Genomic DNA, 19,289 nt, shown 5'->3' on the forward strand with positions numbered 1-19,289 from the left:
TGAAGGTTTTCAGGCTGCCAAATACATGCTCAATTCCGATTTTTCTTTTATTGATTTCTTGATTATAGATTTTCAATTCAGGATCTAATTTACAGTGTCTTTTGGCTTTTAATGGTAACAGGCTATTCGGATACAACACATAAATCCCCTGATAGCCTTTATCTGCAAGGATAAAAGCCTTAAAAGGAATCTGGTTTAAATTGCGTTTGAACAACTCGAAATCATGCACTGCACCGCGACTGGTACATAAACTCAGAATTTGCTGAGTTTTGTAGTGAATCATGGCCTGTACTTTAAAGGTATGGGTCTTTTTCTTGCCGCTATAGCTTTTCTTCTGTTTTTTTAGGCCTTTGGATTGGAATTTCCGTGGCATCCACGATCACAACATTCCAGTCGATGCCTTCGCCCTCGGGTAAATCTTTGGGTAAATTAAACAGATTGGACCGAATCAGGCAGTCTTCAACATGACGGACAATTCTTGAGGCTGTGGGCTCTGAAATCCCGTAACTCGTCGCAACGTGAAATAAGGTTCGGTATTCCCGCCAATAGCTCAGACAGAGCAGAACCTGATCCTCCAGGCTTAACTTGGGCGGTCTGCCTTTGGCAGAGACATGCTTCTGCAATTGCTCAACCATCAAATAGAAAGTTGACCATGAGATGCCTGTGTATCGCTTGAACTGAGGATCAGAGAGCTTGTTTGAATCGATGTATTTCATCCGCAGATTATGCACGAATGCCAAGAAATCCGGAGTGCAAATATTAACCAAAAAGAAGATCGTTTTTTGATTTATGAAAGAGATCTATTAGATAATTCTTTAAATTGAATACCGATCCAATTTTTGATAGTTCTATCACCACCACATTTTACAATTTCCTAATCATGAGCAGAAAAGAGATATTACTCAATAACTTTATTTCAAACGATATCGTTTTGGTGCAAATCTGTTCACTCTTGGCGCATAAACATTTGACCAATATTTTTAAGCACTTTTTATTTTAATAAATAACTGTTTTAGATAATTTTATTTATAAAAAATAAGTTGGCACACTTTATGCTTTTATTTATATACAACTATAAATAGAGGAGAACAAAACACTTGATCACTCATTACAAACATCGGTTAACCATTCATGTATAAAAAGAATAGCGAGGACATGAGCAATCTAAATGGAATAAACCGGTGAAATACAAAACTTATTTTTGCTTTAGAACAAGCCCCATTTCAATGTTATGGGGCTTTTTTTCGCCCTTTTATATAAGTTTATTCACTTCATCCAAATAACTAAAAACTGGCACGCTTTCTGCATTTTCCTAAGTAATACGAAATTTTGGTTTTGTAATATCCACAGGAGATGCACATGAACAATCCGACATCAAATAAAAAAATGCATCCATGGCTTCACTTTCTGGTTGAGCTGCTCAGCGTACGCGCAGGCTTTCACATTAAACAGTCTTCCCAATACCAACCCAAGGATCAACATCGTGCCTAAACAAAAATTGGCACGGATCAGTATTACCGTGCCAGAAACCACGCTACATGCAATGGATCAAAAAATTGTCGAGCAGCACTATGAAAGCCGCTCGCAGGCCATAGTCGACATGATTAACCGCCACCTGATTGATGATCTGGTGATTCGCGATGAAGTCATGGTTGGCACACTTACCTTGCTCTATGACGTCAGTCTGAAACCGCTGCGCAGTCAACTGGTCGATCTGCAACAGCAGTATCTGGCACAAGTGATCAATTCACTGCATATCCAGCTGGATGATGAAAAAATTCTGCAAGTCATGCTGATGCAGGGCGCGAGCAGTGACCTGAAAGAAATAAGCGAACAATTTATTGCACTGAAAGGCGTGATTAAAGGGCATCTCGAACTGATGGATGCCGTCATGCCACCCATTCCACAAAATACCGAACACACTTAAGGAGAACAGCTGTGCACAACTTATGGACTGTACAGGACTGGCAACACGCCTACCAGAATAACAATATCCAGCTTAGTGACCTGATTGAGTATGTTGCCGGATTGAATAATGACGATCATGCCTGGATTTCAATTGCAACAGCAGCACAATTACAGGCACAAATTGATGCATTGACTGGCGCAGATAGTGCAAGCTTGCCACTTTATGGGGTGCCATTTGCAGTCAAAGACAATATTGATGTTGCAGGGTTCTATACCACAGCAGCATGTAAAGAGGCAGCTTATCTGGCGACTTCCGATGCAACAGCAGTAGCCAAATTAAAAGCTGCCGGCGCGATTGTCGTGGGTAAAACCAATCTAGATCAGTTTGCGACGGGTCTGGTCGGTGTGCGTTCCCCATACGGCGCCGTGAAGAACAGCTTTAATCCTGAATATATCAGTGGTGGTTCGAGTTCAGGTTCCAGTGTAGTGGTAGCCAATGGATTAGTGCCATTCAGTCTGGGTACAGATACTGCAGGTTCAGGACGTATACCAGCAGGGCACAATAATATTGTCGGACTCAAACCGACCAAAGGCTGGTTCTCGACTACTGGCCTGATTCCGGCTTGTCGCACCATCGATGTAATTTCGATTTTTGCCTTAACGGTGGATGATGCCTGGCAGGTGGCGCAAGTCATGCAGGGCTATGATGCCAGCGATGAGTATTCCAGAACGCATCCTCAAAATGTACCGAGCCAATTTTCAAAAGGGAAAATTGCCATTCCGGATACACTGGAATTTTATGGCGATGCTGAAACTGAAAAAGCGTTTAATCTGGCGATCGCACGTGTACAAAGCTTGGGTTATACGGTTGAGCCGATTAATTTTGCTCCATTTCAACAACTGGCGACTGCACTTTACAATCGCTCTTGGGTGGCTGAACGTACCAGTGCCGTGGAAAAAATGGTGCAACGTGAGCAGACCCATCCGGTAATTGGCCAGATTATTGCGCAGGCAGACCGGTTCAGTGCGGTCGATGCCATGCAGGATGAATATGAACGTGCTCAATTGGCCAGAAAAATTAATGTGGCACTTGAATCATTTGATGCCTTGATGGTGCCTACTGCACCCACCATTTATCGCATTGCAGATGTAGAAGCGGATCCTCTGGTGAAAAACAGCCATATGGGCGCTTATACCAATTTTGTCAATTTTGCCGATCTGTCGGCTTTGGCATTACCAAATAGTATTCGTGCCGATGGTCTTCCAACGGGTGTGACCTTTATTGCGCCAGCCTGGATGGATGAAGCACTGGCCAAATTCGGGCAAAAATGGCAGCAATCGAGCCAGTTAAAGCTAGGCACCTCTGAACTTAGCTATGAAAAAACAACTGAAATCTCATCGGGGCACAGCGTCAAACTGGCTGTCGTCGGAGCACATCTGACCGGTATGCCTCTGAATTTTCAGCTGACCACACGCAGTGGCACCCTGATCAAGCAGACCCGGACTGCTTCGCATTACAAACTCTATGCTTTAAAAAATACGACACCGCCAAAACCTGGCCTGCAATACAACGCGAAAGGTTTTTCAATTGAAGTAGAGGTCTGGGACATTCCGCGTGCACTGTTCGGAGACATTGTTGCAGAAGTGCCGGCACCTTTGGGGATCGGTAATGTCCAGCTGATTGATGGTACTTGGGTCAAAGGCTTTATCTGTGAAGGCTATGCACTTGAAGATGCAACAGATATCAGTCATTTCGGTGGCTGGCGCGAATTTATAAAATCTAAACAACTTTCAAATACCAAATTTAAATGTGAATGCATAGGGGAAGTCGCAAAATGATCAAAAAAGCACTGATGTCCGTTTCCGTACTGTCTGCAATCCTTTTAAGCGGTTGTGACAATACCGCTAAAGTACCTGAACCAAATGCCAAGGCAGAAGGGAGTTTGACTACTCAGCCCATCCGGATTGGTTATAGTGACTGGCCGGGATTTGTGGCCTGGCAGGTGGCGATTGAAAAAGGCTGGCTGAAAGATGCCGGAGTTAATGCCGATTTTAAATGGTTTGACTATTCTGCTTCACTTTCAGCTTTTGCTGCCAACCAGCTGGATGCAGTCATGGTCACCAATGGTGATAATCTGGTCACTGGCTCTGGCGGGACCAAAGGCGTGATGATCATGGCGACCGATTATTCGGCCGGGAATGATGTAATTATTGCCAAGAATGGTATTAATTCGATTCAGGATCTGCGCGGTAAAACAGTTGCGACTGAAAAAGGCCTCGTCGATCACTTGTTACTGTCCACTGCACTGGATGATGCCAAAATTGGCATGAATGAGGTCAAACTGGTCAATACCATGACCAATGAATTGCCACAGGTGTTTGCCACTCCTGATATTGATGCGATTGCAGTATGGCAGCCAGTGGCAAATCAGGCTCTATCTGCAGTGGCCGGTTCAAAAATCATTTTCACCTCTAAAGACAAGCCGGGATTAATCTACGATACCTTGACCGTGAATCCTGCCCATCTGGAAGCCAATAAAGAGCAATGGAAAAAGGTGATTCAGGTCTGGGATAAAACCGTCAAATACATCAATGATCCGGCGACTCGTGAAGATGCCGCACAGATCATGTCTAAACGTGTCGGGGTCGATGCGAAAACCTATATGCAGTTCATTGATGGCACGCATTTACTTGATCTGGCCGCCAACAAGAAAGTCTTTACCAAAGGTGATGGTTTCGACTCGATCTATGGCTCCAGCTACCATGTGAACAAGTTCAATGTGGCCAACGGCATTTATACGACTGAAATGAATGTGGATGGCGTGATTGTTCCAACGCTGGTACAAGAGCTGCAATAAAGCCTGATCTCGTGCTTAAAAAATCCCCGGTCTGGGGATTTTTTATTGGTCAGATGAGTATTAAAAAATTAAAGCTGCGTACTTTTGGAAAAGACATTGATAAAAATAATGCCAATGATCATAAACGTCAGACCGATCAGCGCGGGAAGATCCAGTTGCTGTTTAAATACCAAGAGGCCAACCGTTGAAATCAGGATAATGCCGGCACCAGACCAGATTGCATAGGCAATGCCCATCGGAATGGTTTTCATGGTCAGTGACAGGAAAAACAGGGCAACGGCATAACCGGCAATGGTGGCAAGTGAAGGCCAGAGCACGCTAAAACCATTGGAAGCTTTCAATGCAGAAGTTGCAATGACTTCTGCAATAATGGCAATTGAAAGATATAAAAAAGACATATTTCTCCCTATAACACCCGTGCTGCATGCTGCATCAGGTGATCCTGTTCTGACTTCAGCCAGCTTTTAGCTTGTGTAGTCGTGGGGGTTGCATATTGAAACTGGTAATCCGGCTGGTATATATCCAGCTCAAAAATCAGGTCAATGTTGCGACCATCTAAAATGACATGCTGAACCAGACTGCTTTCATTGAGAACTTCAAAATTTTCCAGCTTAAAGGCTTTGCCTGTTTCGCTTGTGCGGGTGCTGTAAGTTTTAGCTTGGCCATCAGTCCCGATAGAAACTTCAAAACTTTCTACCAAGGCGAACACGGTCGGATTGACTGCTTTCAAATCCATTTGAGCGACTGCACTTTGCACTTCAGGCAAACGCGTCAGGGCATAAGCAATATGATCAGCGCAAATAATCAGGCCACCATCCATTTCCAGTGTCTGACCCGATTGAACATCAAATGCAGACTGAAGCCTCAGGCCTAAAAATAAACCGTGCTGTACCTGCTGGCGCCAGTCTTCGACATAGACATTGCTTGGAGAAAATTCCAGTATGCAGTTGCCAATCGCATGTAGCTTGGCTGGTTCCGGCCACTGCACATGATTCTGATAATTGGCGTAGTCTTTCACTTCCCAGGACAAGAGTTGGCTAGCGCTATCCCAAAGCGTATTGCCAATCCAGCCTTGGCGTTGCTGAACAGCAGTTCCCGTCTGGCTTTTTAGACGCAGATCAATGGTAAAACTGCGTGATTGGAACCAGTACACGATGGTATTTTCATCGGTCAGACCATTATAAAAACTGATACTTTTACGCCGGAAAGCACCGTATAAAAAACCCGGAATAATCTCTGGCTGAGGGATAGTAGGCTTTAAAGTTTTAATCACTTCAAACAGATTCATGATGCTGTCTCCACCTGTTCTTCAAGTCCAAAAGAGGAAAGTGGTACAGCATTTTTTAAGATCAGTTCACCGCTAGCAACGCGCTGTTTTAAATATTGAAAGGTCTGAGCGGTCTGATTAAACAGATGTTCACCTCCAATCAGGGCAGAATATTTGGAATTTTCAGTATGAATAACCGGTTCAATCACGGTGTCATAATTGCAGGCGCAAAACAGCGGAAACGAATAACGTTCTTCCGAGACCTTTTTCACGCGGTGCTTGGTGGCGAGATATTTACCATTTGACAGAATTTCCATCATGTCACCGATATTCATCACCAGTGTATTTTCAATCAGTGGAATGTCGATCCATTCACCGGCTTTATTCAAAACCTGTAAGCCGGGTGCGGTGGGTAACAGCAAGGTAAAGCATTCGTAATCGGTATGTGCGCCAATGCCTTCGGCATCTTTCACTTCCGGATTATAGGGATAATGAATCAAGCGTAGCTGACTTGGTGCATCAGTAATTTTGCTTGCGAAAAAGTCCTCGCGAACGCCCAATGCCAGTGCAAAGGCAGAAAAAATCTGCTGGCTGATTTCACGCAGATGACTATAGTATTGGCTGACAATAAACTTGAAATCCGGATGGTCTGGCCATAAGGTTGGCCCCAGTAAAGGACAGTCTTTTCTTACCCCCTGATAATCATAATTGACATCATAGGCTTCTTTTAAATCATAACTGTTGCCGGCAAACTGTTCTTCGCCAATCGGCACATAGCCACTATGGTTTTTTGATTTGCCAATATAGTGCTGCATTTTGGTGTCCAGATCCTGAGAAAAATAGGACTGGGCCATTTCAATCAGGGTTTTAGCGTAGTCAAAATTAAACTGGCTACCTTGCAGATAGAGAAATCCAACTTCTTTACAGGCATGATCCAGAGCATTTGCTACTTCTACACGATCGGCTAAATCCGGACTTTGCAATTTTGAAATATCAACCAGTGGGAGTACATATTGCGCTTGCATGACAATCACCTCTTATGTTGGTCGTCCAACACAGCGATTAAAACCTTCGGGTCGTCCCAAAGGCATTTTGAACAAGATTATTTATTGCTGCTGACCTTGGTCATACGCGGAATAACCGGCAGTTCTGCCAGTGCCGGATCCAGTTCATCTTCTTCAGCATGCACCAGATAATCGACACGTTGTCTTAACTGTTTAAATTCAGGACTAAGTATGACGTCTGGATGGCGTGGACGAGGTAGATCAACTTCAATAATTTCCTTGATTTCACCCGGATTGGCTTTCAGTGCTACAATCCGGTCGGCCAAAAGAATGGCTTCATCCATATCGTGAGTCACAAAAATGATGGTGATATCAATGTTTTGCCACAGGTCCATCAGGTGACGTTGCATTTTTTGCCGGGTATGCGGATCAAGTGCACCAAAAGGTTCATCCATCAGCAGGATTTTCGGTTCATTGACTAAAGCCCGGGCAATCGCGACACGCTGTTTCATCCCGCCAGACAGCTCATGCGGATACTGGTTTTCATACTTTTCCAGACCAATAATATTGATCCATTCACGTGCCTGTGCTTCAGCCGCTGCACTACTTTGGCCTTTCATGCGCGGACCAAACATGACATTTTCCTTGACGGTTTTCCATGGAAACAGGGTATAGCCCTGAAACACCATGCCACGCTCCGGACTTGGGCCGGTAATCGGCTGGCCATCCACCAGAATCTCACCACTGCTATAAGGATCCAGTCCGGCGACTACACGGCTAAAGGTTGACTTGCCGCAACCGGAAGGCCCAATCACACAGATGAACTCACGCTTATGAATTTTCAAATCTAGAGCATTTAAAACCGTACGTTCAGTTTTGCCATGACTGAATTTTTGTGTCAGTTGCTTCGCTTCCAGAATCACCGGACGGCTATAAATCTTGTCAAAGTATTCGCGGGTATTAAATTCAGTGTTTTGCATCAGTTAGCTCCCGGTTTCCATTTAAATAAGCGTTGTCCCAATTTCATCAAGATCACATCACAAAGCAGACCAATCACACCGATAATCAGGATCGCGGCAAAGACATTATCAAAGTTCTGATAGCGGGCTTGCTGGGTAATAAACCAGGTAATTCCGGAGGTACTGCCGATCAATTCAGCCACGATTAAGTAAGTCCATGCCCAACCCAGCAGTACTCGCAGATTGCGGTAAATTTCAGGCAGGGCTGCAGGAATCACCACATGTAACAGACTTTTGAGTTTATTGGTGCCTAGGGTAAAACCGGCTTCAATCAGGCTGCGATCCACCAGACGTGTGGTATTGGCAATGATCAGGATTTGCTGGAACAGGGTTCCAATCACAATGATGGCAATTTTTGGTGCATCATTAATGCCCAGAATTGCCACTGCCAGTGCACCAAAGGCCGGAGCAGGCAGATAACGGAAAAATTCAACAAAGGGCTCGGTCAGCTGGGAAATTTTATTGGAGAATCCACATAAAATACCCAGTGGAATACCGACCAGGGAAGAAATAAAGAACGCAGTAAACACCAGTTTGATACTGTGCCACAGACTTTCATGAAACCAGGGCGCATTGGCCTGAGCCGGCTCCGTGGTAAAAGCTGTGACCAAAGCAATGGCAACTTCATGAGGTGCAGGCAGATAAATCGGATTCACCAGAATACCTTGCGGTGGGGCAAGACCCAGATCTACCGCAGACTGGGCAGCAGAAAAAAACAGGTTTTTATCAATACGACTATCCACCTGTAAATAGGCAACACTACCTGAATCCGTAATCTGGACTTGTGGATGCCAGATAAATGGCAAATAGCTGACTGCACACCAGATGAGAATTGGTATTAAAAACGACCCCAAGCCAAACAGTAACTTATTTCTTTGACTGGGTTCACGTGCAACGTAACTCATAGTGTTGCCCCTCAATATTATAAATTTTATAAAACGTAATACTGACTAAGCAAAATGGATGCCACGATTAACTAAAATCTTCAATTTGATAAAAGAATCTGATATTCAAAAATCATTAAAAAATAAAGTTTTTGACTTACTTAAATTAACCTTCTGGTTACGTATAAAAACATAAAACATAGCATTTCAGTCTTTATTGGTTATTTTTTGATCCAAACTATTTCATATCTTTACATTGGTTTAATTTAGTTTTGTTTTTCTTTAAGGTATTGCTCACTTCTTAACTCATTGAATTATAAAAGGGGAGCAATGCTAGAATTTAAAAATCAAATCGTACACGGTGCAATTTTCGATATGGATGGAACCATGTTTGATACCGAACGCTTGCGCTTTCAAACCTTGCAACAAGCTTCACGTGAGCTGATTGGCATTGAATTTTCTGAAAGTTATTTAATGCAGTGTTTGGGCCTTAGTGCTCGTAGTGCAGAGCAATTGGCTAAAGAGCGTTATGGAGAAGATGTACCTTATGCCGAGATTCGTCAACGTGCCGATGTGCTGGAACTGGAGCACGTGCGTCAATACGGCGTTCCGATTAAAAAAGGTTTATTACAAGTGCTGGAACGCCTGCGCAAAGCTGGTCTGAAAATGGCGGTAGCCACCTCAAGCCGACGTGCGATCGCAGAAGAATATTTAATCAATGCCAATGTCTATAAGTTTTTTGATGTACTGGTCTGTGGCGATGAGATTAAACAGGGGAAACCTCATCCGGAAATTTTTATCAGTGCAGCCGAAAAAATCAATTTAAGTCCGGCCCAGTGCCTGATGTTTGAAGATTCTGAAAATGGTCTGCGCTCTGCCTATGATGCAGGCGGGATGACGGTGCTTTTCAAAGACATCAAAACACCGAATGAATCGATGCTGGCACAAGCCCAGTATTATTATGAAACGGTCGAAGATTTCTTGACGGAATTAAACCAGTTTGTGCCCGTTCTGGACATGCCAGAACTACAGACGGCTTTTCCGCAAACACTGAATCAGTTGACGGTCGGGATACACGGTTTTGGTGCAATTGGGGGCGGTTATCTGGCTCAGGTATTATCACACTGGGATGGATACACTCGTCCGCGCAAAATAATTGCTTCGACACGTAATCCGCTGTATCAATCAAGCGTCAATGCTTTTGGTACTTATTGTATCCGCTATGGACAGAATTCGTTTGATCAGCGTATTGAAAATATGAGCGTGATTGATGCACATGATCTGGAACAGATGCAGAACATGTATATTGAATCCAGTCTGGTTGCCATTTGCGTACCTGAGGAAGCACTGGTTTCTGAAGCGGAGGTCATTGCACAAGGTTTATACGCACGTTATCTGACTTATGAGCAGCAGGATCAACCACTGACAGTGCTCATTATCCTGAATAAAATCGGTGCTAAACAGAAGGTGATACAGCAGATTCTGAACAGTCTGCGACGGATTACCGATGAACAGACTGCACAGAAGATTATGGATCAGCATTACTTCTGTGACACCGTGGTCAACCGTATGGTGTCCAAGCTATCAGACCAGAAACTGTATCGTCAGTTGCGCATTAAATACAACATGTTCAAGCAGTACCAGCTAGATGAAGATCTGTCCACCGTTGATCTGGATGATTCAACCGCATTGAATGCCGAGCAGGAACATCAGGCAGGTCTATATATAGAAGACCTGCGCCGTAACTTCCAGCCGAGTCATATCCTGCATTCGATGGATCTGATTCTGTTTAATGCTGAAACGGATATGCCGATTTATGTAGAAAATAACAGTCCCTTACTGGCGAAAATGCGGCAGATGATTCTGGTGGATGATATTGCCAATATCCAGGTGATTAAAAACCGCTTATGGAATGGCGTACATGCGATGATGGCCTGGTATGCCAGCCTGCGTGGACATCCGACTATTGGGATTGCCATGTCAGATCAGGCAGTCAGAAAATTTATGCACCAGTCCTTAGCTCAAGTGAAACATAGTCTATGTTACCAGATTCCAAAACATGCCTCAGATCTGGAACGTCTGGCTCAAAGCTTTAGTGAATCTTGTGCCCATGCTTATCAGGACCCATGCGCACGTGTAGGTCGTGAACCCCTCAGAAAACTTGAGCACAATGAGCGGGTGATGGGCTCGTTGGCGACCTTGCTCAAATATAGCTTGCCTTTTGATGTGGTTTTAAAAGGAGCAGTGCTCGGTTATGTCTATGCTCTGGAGCAGGGCGAATGCGAGCAGCAGGAACTTTTAATGCATTTGCAGATCCAATTAAGACATATGGCATTAGAACCGCAGCTCTATGAGATGTTGTATGACGAAATGGCACAATTCATCAATCAGATCATTGCTGGAAAACTGTCCTTGCAGAAATTTATGCAACTGAATTTACAACAGGCATTCAGCTAAATAAAGTATTAAATTAAAAAGACCCAAAATTTTTCTGGGTCTTTTTTATGAGAATAGATAATGTTTTAAACAGCGGTTGCTTCTTGCTGATAAATACAGGATTGCGCAATCTGTTTTTTCTCGGCTGCGGTCATTTCAATATTTTCCCATTTTTCCATTTGCTGCAAGAGCCAGCTAAAATCTTCCAGTTTGGGTTGGGCACTTTCACCATGCATATTACGGATAATTGTCTGAATCTTATGGAAGTCATAAACATGCTGATGATCAGAACATTCAAACTGGATAATCTTATAATCGACCAGCATCTCCCAGACTTCAGACAGGTCAGTTCTCTGTTGCAAATCGGCCTGGGCTTTCTGAATCGCAGTCACTAAAGCTTTTAAGGTCAGTGGATGTTGTTCTGCCCACTCCTGACAGACTGCTAGTACTTTGTCTGCCACTGCAGGAATAATATTTGGGCTGGAGGCCACAATAAAACTATGACCTTCAATCTGTGCCTGTATATTCCACGGCTCACCCACACAAAAGCCATCAAAGACATGTTGGGCAATACCTTTCACCATCGAGGGCGGTGGCGAGGTTAGCATATGAAAGTTTTTAGCCAAATCTGGATCGGTCAATGCCAGCCATTCACGTAAACAGAAATGATGGATTGAATATTTATATACATGCGCCAGATTCACACGTTTATTTTCTTTCAGGGCTTGCACGACTTTTTGCGAACTGGTTTTTTCATCGACATCCGGATGTAAATCCAGCGCATAGCAAAGATCCTGGCGCAGACTTATAAAGGCCTGATTAATACTGAGCACCAAAGGCGTTTGCAGATTGGCTTTCAGTTGATCCTGACCAAGTGCCGCGGCTGGCAACATCGCAGACAGGCAGTGCGCGACATCAAGGAAACCATAAGCCAGACGGTCACGCAGACTGGCCCATGAAGCTTCCCGGATCAAGTTCACATTTAAACCTTGTTCCTGAAAATAACCCTGTTTTTCCGCCCATAAGATTGCGACACAATCGAGCAAAGGAATAAAGCCGATATTAATTTCATGCTGTTCCAGTTCAGACATTTTCTTCTCCTTATTTGCCCGATAACAGTTTTTGTGCATCCAGCAGACGCCTTGCCATTTCACCCAAAGTTATGCGGTGACTCATGGCATTTTTTCGCAGCAGAGCAAAAGCCTGTTCTTCGCTCATGGAATGCAGTTGAATCAGCAAGGATTTAGCTTTGTCGATGTCACGGCGGTCTGCCAGCTTATCTTGGGTTTCCTTGAGATCATTCAGCAGTTTTTTATGCTTATGGAATTGCTCAATGGAAATCTCCATGATGCTATTCAGCTTGCTCGGATCGATACCATCAACAATATACGCCGTCACACCGGCATCAATCGCGCTTTTGATGGTGTCCTTATTGGAGTTCTGGGTAAAAAGAACCGTAGGTAATTCATACTGGCTCACGCAACTTTCGATAATGTCTCGATGCGGGTGATCCATATTCAATAGAATGACATCTGCCTGCAGATTCTTGACATGCGCCATACTCAGATCGTGGACGATCAGGCAGGCAACGACGATAAAATCATGCGCAGTCAATGAATCCTGAATAAATTCAGCACGCTCGGCATTGTCATCAATGAGTGCAATTTTAAGTTTTGGCATATTACAGCTTTATTTTGATCCAATGATCGGTACATCTTGAACGGATTTATATGCAATTTTTGCGCCATTCTTATGCAATGTTAAATAGGGGTTTCTGTATTTTTATGATTCCTTTTTGTGCAAAAGCTTTGAAACAGTGCAATTCCATCAATGTCGTAGGGGATTGCACTGCCTATAAATAAGTTGGGCTAGCGCTTTATCCTTAAAAAATAAGTAAAAAAGCCTTTTTTTATAAAATTGGCATAGATCCTGCTAAGTATTTAACAAGATAAGAGTATTGAGTCAAAGGCGACTTATACCTGAAAATTTAGACGGCCAATGACGTCCGTTCTGTTCGATTCTGACCTGCCAAAGCCACAGGCCAGGATATTTATAACGTTCAGTTCTGGAGGAAGATGGTCATGTCTTCAAATTTACAAGCTCAAAAAGCAACAAAAATAAGTCTATTCAGTTTTTCCAGCGCAGCGATGCGTGCCTTCCACATGAGCTGGCTGGCATTCTTTGTCTGTTTCTTCGCCTGGTTTGCCTGTGCGCCGCTGATGCCGGTCATTGCGGGTGAATTCAATCTGACCAAAGCACAAATCGCCAATATCAATATTGCTGCAGTTGCTATCACTATTCTGGTTCGTCTGATTGTGGGGCCTTTATGTGACAAATACGGTCCACGTAAAACCTATTCTGCATTACTGATCATCGGCAGTATTCCTGTCTTTGGTGTCGCAGCTTCTAATAGCTACGAATCCTTCCTGTTCTTCCGCTTATTGATTGGTGCCATTGGTGCCAGCTTCGTGATTACCCAATATCACACCAGCATTATGTTTGCACCAAATGTCGTAGGTACGGCAAATGCGACAACTGCAGGCTGGGGCAATGCAGGTGGTGGCGCCACGCAGGTATTGATGCCATTAATGCTGGCTGCCCTGGTGATGTTCGGTGTTGAACAGGCAATGGGCTGGAGAATTGCACTGATTGTGCCAGGCGTGATGATGGTGATAGTAGGCTTCCTGTACTGGAAACTGACTCAAGACTGTCCTCAAGGCAACTTTAGTGAATTACGTGCCCAAGGCGTCAGTGTCGGCAGCGATAAAAAAGGTGGCATGGCGATTCTGATGCATGCAGCGAAAAACTACCGTGTGTGGATCCTGTTTGGTGCCTATGCTGCCTGTTTCGGTATCGAAATCTTCATTCATAACATTGTTGCAATGTACTACGTAGAAAACTTCGAGTTTGGCCTGAAAGAAGCGGGTATGGCTGCGGGGATCTTTGGTTTGCTGGCGTTATTTGCACGCGCCTTGGGTGGCATCGTATCTGACAGAGTCGCACTAAGCAAAGGCCTGGATGGCCGTACCAAAGTATTGTTCCTGATGATCCTGCTGGAAGGTGTGTTCCTGGTAGTGTTCTCACAAATGAACAGTGCAATGCTGGCAATCCTGACCATGACGGTATTTGCCCTATTTACCCACATGGCCTGCGGTGCGACCTATGCGCTGGTGCCATTTATTGATCGTGATGCACTGGGTGGCGTGGCGGGCATTATCGGTGCAGGCGGTAACGTAGGCGCAGTTGCAGCAGGCTTCTTATTAAAAGGCATGCTGGATATCCAGACCACATTAATGGTGCTGGGTGGGCTGGTAGTGATTGCTGCGAGCTGTGTACTAATGATCCGCTTCTCGGTTGAGCATAAGGAAAAAGAGCAGCGTCTGTTTGAACAGGCGATCCAGGATCGCAACCTTGCTGAAGCGCAAAATTAATACCAGATATTTTAAAATTAGTAGGAAGTAAACATATGAAAATTATTATGATTGGTCATGGCATGGTGGGCCACAAATTTATCGAATCTGTACTTGAACAGGCGGGCGATGAGGTTGAAATCACTATTCTGGCTGAAGAACCACGTTTGGCATATGACCGTGTTCATTTAACTGAATATTTCAGTGGAAAATCAGCAAAAGATTTGACCCTTTGCCGTAGCGACTTTGCGGATGCATATGGGATCGACCTGCGCTTGGGCACTAAAGCAGTTTCAATCAATCAGCATACTCGTACTGTGACTACCCAGCATGGTGAAGAGTTAACTTATGACAAGCTGATTCTGGCAACGGGTTCCTATGCTTTTGTTCCGCCAATCCCGGGGAATGACCGTGAAAATTGTTTTGTTTACCGTACGATTGAAGACCTGGATGCCATTCGTGCAGCGAGTTTAAATGCAAAAACTGGTGTGGTAATCGGTGGTGGTCTGTTGGGTCTGGAAGCAGCCAAAGCCCTGCGTGATCTAAATCTGGAAACACATGTGGTTGAATTTGCACCACGTCTGATGGCAGTCCAGATTGATGATCTTGGCGGAAAAGTTTTACGCTCAAAAATTGAAAATCTGGGTGTTAAAGTTCATACCCAAAAAGCAACCTCATCTATTGAAGACGGTGCCAATGCCAAACATGTGATGAAGTTTGGTGATGGTGCGGAACTGGAAACCGATATTATCCTGTTCTCTGCAGGGATTCGTCCACGTGATGAATTGGCACGTCAAAGCGGGCTGGCCATTGGTGAACGTGGCGGAATCATGATCAATGATTACTGTCAGACTTCTCATCCAGATATTTACGCGATTGGTGAATGTGCACTCTGGAATAACAAGATTTTTGGTCTGGTGGCTCCAGGCTATGACATGGCACGTATCGCTGCAAAGCATGTGCTGCAAGAAGAATGTGCAGCATTTGCTGGTGCAGACATGAGCACCAAGCTGAAACTGATGGGTGTAGATGTTGCTTCGGTGGGTGATGCACATGCCATGACACCAGGTTCACTGAGCTACTTCTACGCCGATGAAGCGGCTCAAGTCTATAAGAAAATCGTGGTCAATGCCGAAAAGACCAAACTGTTGGGTGCAGTACTGGTCGGTTGTGCCAAAGAATATAACGACCTGCTGCAAATGATGCTGAATGGGCTGGCTGTACCTGAGAATCCTGAAAGCCTGATTATGCCGGGCTTTGATCAGGCGACTGCTAAAGCAGGCGGTAGTGGTGTGGATCTACTTCCAGACAGTGCAACCATCTGTTCATGTAATAACGTGTCTAAAGCAGATATCTGCTCTGCGATTGCTGATGGTTCAACTTCACTCGGCGCTCTGAAAAAATGCACCAAAGCAGCAACCGCCTGTGGTGGCTGTGCGCCACTCGTCACTCAAGTATTGAAGTCCGAGTTGCAACGCCAAGGTGTAACGGTGAATAACCATTTGTGTGAACATTTTGCTTACTCACGTCAAGAGCTGTATCACCTGGTTCGGGTTAATGAAATCAAAACGTTTGATGACCTGATTCATCAACATGGACATGGGCTGGGTTGTGACATCTGTAAACCGACAGTAGCGAACATTCTCGCATCTTGCTGGAATGATTTCGTCTTGAAACCAAGCCATGCTGGCTTGCAAGACAGTAATGACTACTACCTGGGCAATATCCAGAAAGATGGTTCTTACTCAGTCGTGCCACGTATGGCGGGTGGTGAAGTTACGCCTGATGGCCTGATTGCGATTGGTCAGATTGCTAAAGAATATGGCCTATATACCAAACTGACAGGCGGTCAACGTGTCGATATGTTTGGTGCACAAGTGCATCAATTGCCGGAAATCTGGGAAAAACTGATCAATGCCGGTTTTGAATCGGGTCATGCTTACGGTAAATCCTTACGTACCGTGAAATCTTGTGTCGGTAGCACCTGGTGCCGTTATGGCGTAGATGACTCGGTTGGCTTGGCGATCTTCCTGGAAAACCGTTATAAAGGCCTGCGTTCTCCACACAAACTGAAAATGGCTGTGTCTGGGTGTACCCGTGAATGTGCCGAAGCACAAAGCAAAGACGTGGGCGTGATTGCCACTGAAAAAGGCTGGAACCTATATGTTTGCGGTAACGGCGGTATGAAACCACGCCACGCGGAACTACTGGCATCTGACCTGGATACTCAAACCCTGATCCGCTATATCGACCGTTTCTTCATGTTCTATATCCAGACTGCAGATCGTTTGCAACGTACTTCGGTATGGCGTGACAACCTTGAAGGTGGCCTGGATTATCTGAAAGATGTCATCGTGAATGACTCGCTTGGTCTGGCCGCTGAATTGGAACAGCGTATGCAGCATGTGGTGGGTACTTATCAGGACGAATGGCGTACTGCGATTGAAGATCCTGAAGTACGTAAGCGCTTTAAAACCTTTATTAATGCCAAAGCTGAATTGCAGAATGATCCTCATGTTCAATTTACTGAAGTACGCGGCCAGATCCGTCCGAAAACTGAAGCTGAACGTGATATCACACGTATCCCAGTAGTTGAAGCCTGATTCAAAGCATAAGGAAGAAAGAAGATGACCATTTTAAAAGATATGAATGAACTGAATTGGGTCGAAGTGTGTGCACTGGATGACATTACCCCAAATACTGGCGTAGCGGCATTGGTGGAAGATCAGCAAATTGCTTTGTTCCGTGTAGGTCATGAAAAGCGTGTTTATGCCTTAAGTAACCAGGATCCATTTAGTAAAGCATTTGTAATTTCACGCGGGATTCTGGGTGATCTGCAAGGGGAACGCGTCGTCGCTTCACCGATTTACAAGCAGCATTTCAGTCTGGCAACCGGACGCTGTCTGGAAGATAAAGACCAAAAGCTGCTGGTATTTCCGAGCAAGATTGAAAATGGCAAAGTCTGGATCAGTCCGACCCCTCAAAAAACCTATATCACCAATAATGGCACTGCTCAGGAAAAGATGAAGCTGGTTTTGGTGGGTAATGGCCTGGCTGGTATGCGTTGTTTGGAAGACCTGCTGGATATGGCACCTGACCGTTATGAAATTACTGTGATTGGTGAAGAACCGTGGGGTAACTACAACCGTATTATGCTATCACCAGTACTTTCGGGTGAGAAAACCATTGATGATATCATGCTGCATCCACATGCCTGGTATGCTGACAAAGGCATCCGTCTGATTGCCGGTGATCCGGCGGTTCGCATCGACCGTCCTCGTAAACACGTATATACCGAAAAGGGCGAAGTGATCAGTTATGACCGCCTGATTCTGGCGACTGGTTCCAAACCATTTGTTCCACCAATTCCAGGGAGTGACTTAACAGGTGTACTGAGCTTCCGCGACATTTATGACGTCAACAACATGCTGAACTACTGCAAAACCCGAAAAAATGCCGTAGTCATTGGCGGAGGACTTTTAGGTCTGGAAGCAGCGTATGGACTAAAACAGCAAGGCATGAATGTCACAGTATTGCATCTGATGGATCGCATTATGGATCGTCAGCTGGACAGCAAAGCCAGCCAGATGCTGAAAAAGTCAATCGAAGCCAAAGGCATCCGGATTATCACCGAAGCCAATACTGAATGCCTGATGGGTGAAGAGGGTCATGTGACTCAAGTCAAACTCAAAGACGGGACTGTGCTGGATGGTGATCTGGTGGTGTTTGCCGTGGGGATCCGTCCAAACATGGCTTTAGCACAAAGCGCAGGTTTACGTTGTAACCGTGGTGTATTAGTGAATGACACCATGCAGACTTTCGACCCAAGTATTTATGCGGTGGGTGAATGTATCGAGCACCGTGGTCAAACCTTTGGTCTGGTTGAACCACTTTGGGGCCAAGCGTTCATTTGTGCATCACACCTAGCTGAGCATGGAAGCTTGACCTTTAAAGCGCCAACCGTTCCGACTCAACTGAAAGTGAGTGGTTGTGATGTGTTCTCGGCAGGTGACTTCGAGCCAAAAGAGGATTTTGAAGATATCGTGCTAAATGATGAGAAACGTCAGATCTATAAACGCATTATTATTCAAAAAGATAGAGTCATTGGTGCCGTGCTGTTTGGTGATACTGAGGATGGTGCCTGGTATGCCGAGCTAATTGCAGATCAAACCCCAATTGCAACGATTCGTAACAAGCTGCTTTTTGGTCGGGATTTTGCATTAAAGAAAGCAGGGTAATTAGATCTCTGTAATTAGTACTTCATAAGAAGGATGTCATAGCCTCAAATGGAGTGCTAAAGCAACCGTTTACGTGTAGGCATTCCCTTACTTTTGAAAGATCAAAAGTAACAAAAATCTTGGATTCCCATACATTACGTCCTGTAATGATGGGTATCGGTGGCATCCATGCCACCTCACGATAGTGAATGCTTACATGAATTTCATATTTCAAATAAAGCCAAGATAAAAATCGGAATTACGTGAATTTAGATAATTTAGGAGC

The 19,289-nt window shown here is 44.6% G+C and carries 17 protein-coding genes; 8 read left to right on the forward strand and 9 right to left on the reverse strand.

Translation table 11 applies throughout. From position 1 onward, the window contains the following. Both ACS72_RS16075 and ACS72_RS17765 read right to left on the reverse strand, forming a co-directional pair. Positions 1–373, reverse strand: a 373-nt coding sequence (locus tag ACS72_RS16075) for a transposase family protein (RefSeq protein WP_048882701.1), incomplete at its 3' end; no start/stop codon positions are given. After that, positions 321–716, reverse strand: coding sequence for a transposase family protein (locus ACS72_RS17765; protein ID WP_081405806.1), 396 nt, complete (start codon positions 714–716; stop codon positions 321–323). The genes ACS72_RS16075 and ACS72_RS17765, both read right to left, overlap by 53 nt. Positions 717–1,359: 643 nt before the next feature. Between ACS72_RS17765 and ACS72_RS18955 the strand changes: the two genes are divergently transcribed. The 4 genes from ACS72_RS18955 to ACS72_RS16090 are packed head-to-tail and all read left to right on the forward strand — an operon-like array spanning position 1,360 to position 4,766. Then, on the forward strand, positions 1,360–1,491 hold the full coding sequence (locus ACS72_RS18955; protein ID WP_004647016.1) for a hypothetical protein: 132 nt from the start codon (positions 1,360–1,362) through the stop codon (positions 1,489–1,491). Continuing rightward, entirely contained in the window at positions 1,484–1,927 is a 444-nt protein-coding gene (locus ACS72_RS16080) for a CopG family ribbon-helix-helix protein (protein WP_004280384.1), read from the forward strand. Before ACS72_RS18955 ends, ACS72_RS16080 begins: the two co-directional genes overlap by 8 nt. A gap of 11 nt (positions 1,928–1,938) precedes the next feature. Beyond that, on the forward strand, positions 1,939–3,747 hold the full coding sequence (gene atzF, locus ACS72_RS16085) for an allophanate hydrolase (RefSeq protein ID WP_048882702.1): 1,809 nt from the start codon (positions 1,939–1,941) through the stop codon (positions 3,745–3,747). Further along, complete coding sequence (locus ACS72_RS16090) at positions 3,744–4,766, forward strand: ABC transporter substrate-binding protein (protein ID WP_048882703.1); 1,023 nt, start codon at positions 3,744–3,746, stop codon at positions 4,764–4,766. Before atzF ends, ACS72_RS16090 begins: the two co-directional genes overlap by 4 nt. A 68-nt stretch (positions 4,767–4,834) precedes the next feature. On the opposite strand, the gene ACS72_RS16095 is transcribed toward ACS72_RS16090, so the two are convergent. The 5 genes from ACS72_RS16095 to ACS72_RS16115 all read right to left on the reverse strand — a co-directional run bounded on the left by ACS72_RS16095 (position 4,835) and on the right by ACS72_RS16115 (position 8,961). Beyond that, positions 4,835–5,164: a multidrug efflux SMR transporter gene (locus ACS72_RS16095; RefSeq protein ID WP_048882704.1), complete on the reverse strand. Its 330-nt coding sequence runs from the start codon at positions 5,162–5,164 to the stop codon at positions 4,835–4,837. A gap of 8 nt (positions 5,165–5,172) precedes the next feature. Continuing rightward, positions 5,173–6,054: a hypothetical protein gene (locus ACS72_RS16100; protein WP_048882705.1), complete on the reverse strand. Its 882-nt coding sequence runs from the start codon at positions 6,052–6,054 to the stop codon at positions 5,173–5,175. Further along, positions 6,051–7,058 carry an isopenicillin N synthase family oxygenase gene (locus ACS72_RS16105; RefSeq protein WP_048882706.1) on the reverse strand — a complete coding sequence of 336 codons (1,008 nt, stop codon included), beginning with the start codon at positions 7,056–7,058 and terminating at the stop codon, positions 6,051–6,053. The genes ACS72_RS16100 and ACS72_RS16105 overlap by 4 nt, the downstream gene beginning before the upstream one ends. Positions 7,059–7,135: 77 nt before the next feature. Then, positions 7,136–8,017 carry an ABC transporter ATP-binding protein gene (locus tag ACS72_RS16110; RefSeq protein WP_048882707.1) on the reverse strand — a complete coding sequence of 294 codons (882 nt, stop codon included), beginning with the start codon at positions 8,015–8,017 and terminating at the stop codon, positions 7,136–7,138. Beyond that, complete coding sequence (locus tag ACS72_RS16115; protein ID WP_048882708.1) at positions 8,017–8,961, reverse strand: ABC transporter permease; 945 nt, start codon at positions 8,959–8,961, stop codon at positions 8,017–8,019. Before ACS72_RS16115 ends, ACS72_RS16110 begins: the two co-directional genes overlap by 1 nt. Positions 8,962–9,270: 309 nt before the next feature. On the opposite strand from ACS72_RS16115, the gene mtlD reads away from it, so the two are divergent. After that, positions 9,271–11,397 (forward strand): bifunctional mannitol-1-phosphate dehydrogenase/phosphatase, encoded by a 2,127-nt coding sequence (gene mtlD / locus ACS72_RS16120; RefSeq protein ID WP_048882709.1) that lies wholly within the window; start codon positions 9,271–9,273, stop codon positions 11,395–11,397. Between the two features lie 65 nt (positions 11,398–11,462). Here the strand turns inward: mtlD and ACS72_RS16125 are convergent, their stop codons facing one another. Further along, positions 11,463–12,467 carry an ABC transporter substrate-binding protein gene (locus ACS72_RS16125; protein WP_048882710.1) on the reverse strand — a complete coding sequence of 335 codons (1,005 nt, stop codon included), beginning with the start codon at positions 12,465–12,467 and terminating at the stop codon, positions 11,463–11,465. Between the two features lie 10 nt (positions 12,468–12,477). Then, positions 12,478–13,056 carry an ANTAR domain-containing response regulator gene (locus ACS72_RS16130; RefSeq protein WP_048882711.1) on the reverse strand — a complete coding sequence of 193 codons (579 nt, stop codon included), beginning with the start codon at positions 13,054–13,056 and terminating at the stop codon, positions 12,478–12,480. A 395-nt stretch (positions 13,057–13,451) separates the two neighbouring features. Between ACS72_RS16130 and ACS72_RS16135 the strand changes: the two genes are divergently transcribed. The 3 genes from ACS72_RS16135 to nirD are packed head-to-tail and all read left to right on the forward strand — an operon-like array spanning position 13,452 to position 19,024. Further along, positions 13,452–14,807 (forward strand): MFS transporter, encoded by a 1,356-nt coding sequence (locus tag ACS72_RS16135; protein ID WP_171249884.1) that lies wholly within the window; start codon positions 13,452–13,454, stop codon positions 14,805–14,807. 35 nt (positions 14,808–14,842) lie between these two features. Then, entirely contained in the window at positions 14,843–17,389 is a 2,547-nt protein-coding gene (gene nirB, locus ACS72_RS16140) for a nitrite reductase large subunit NirB (protein WP_048882713.1), read from the forward strand. A 24-nt stretch (positions 17,390–17,413) separates the two neighbouring features. Beyond that, positions 17,414–19,024, forward strand: coding sequence for a nitrite reductase small subunit NirD (gene nirD, locus ACS72_RS16145; RefSeq protein WP_048882714.1), 1,611 nt, complete (start codon positions 17,414–17,416; stop codon positions 19,022–19,024). The last annotated feature ends 265 nt before the right edge of the window (positions 19,025–19,289 follow it).

The organism is Acinetobacter sp. VT 511 (assembly GCF_001077515.1).
Taxonomy (GTDB): domain Bacteria; phylum Pseudomonadota; class Gammaproteobacteria; order Pseudomonadales; family Moraxellaceae; genus Acinetobacter; species Acinetobacter schindleri.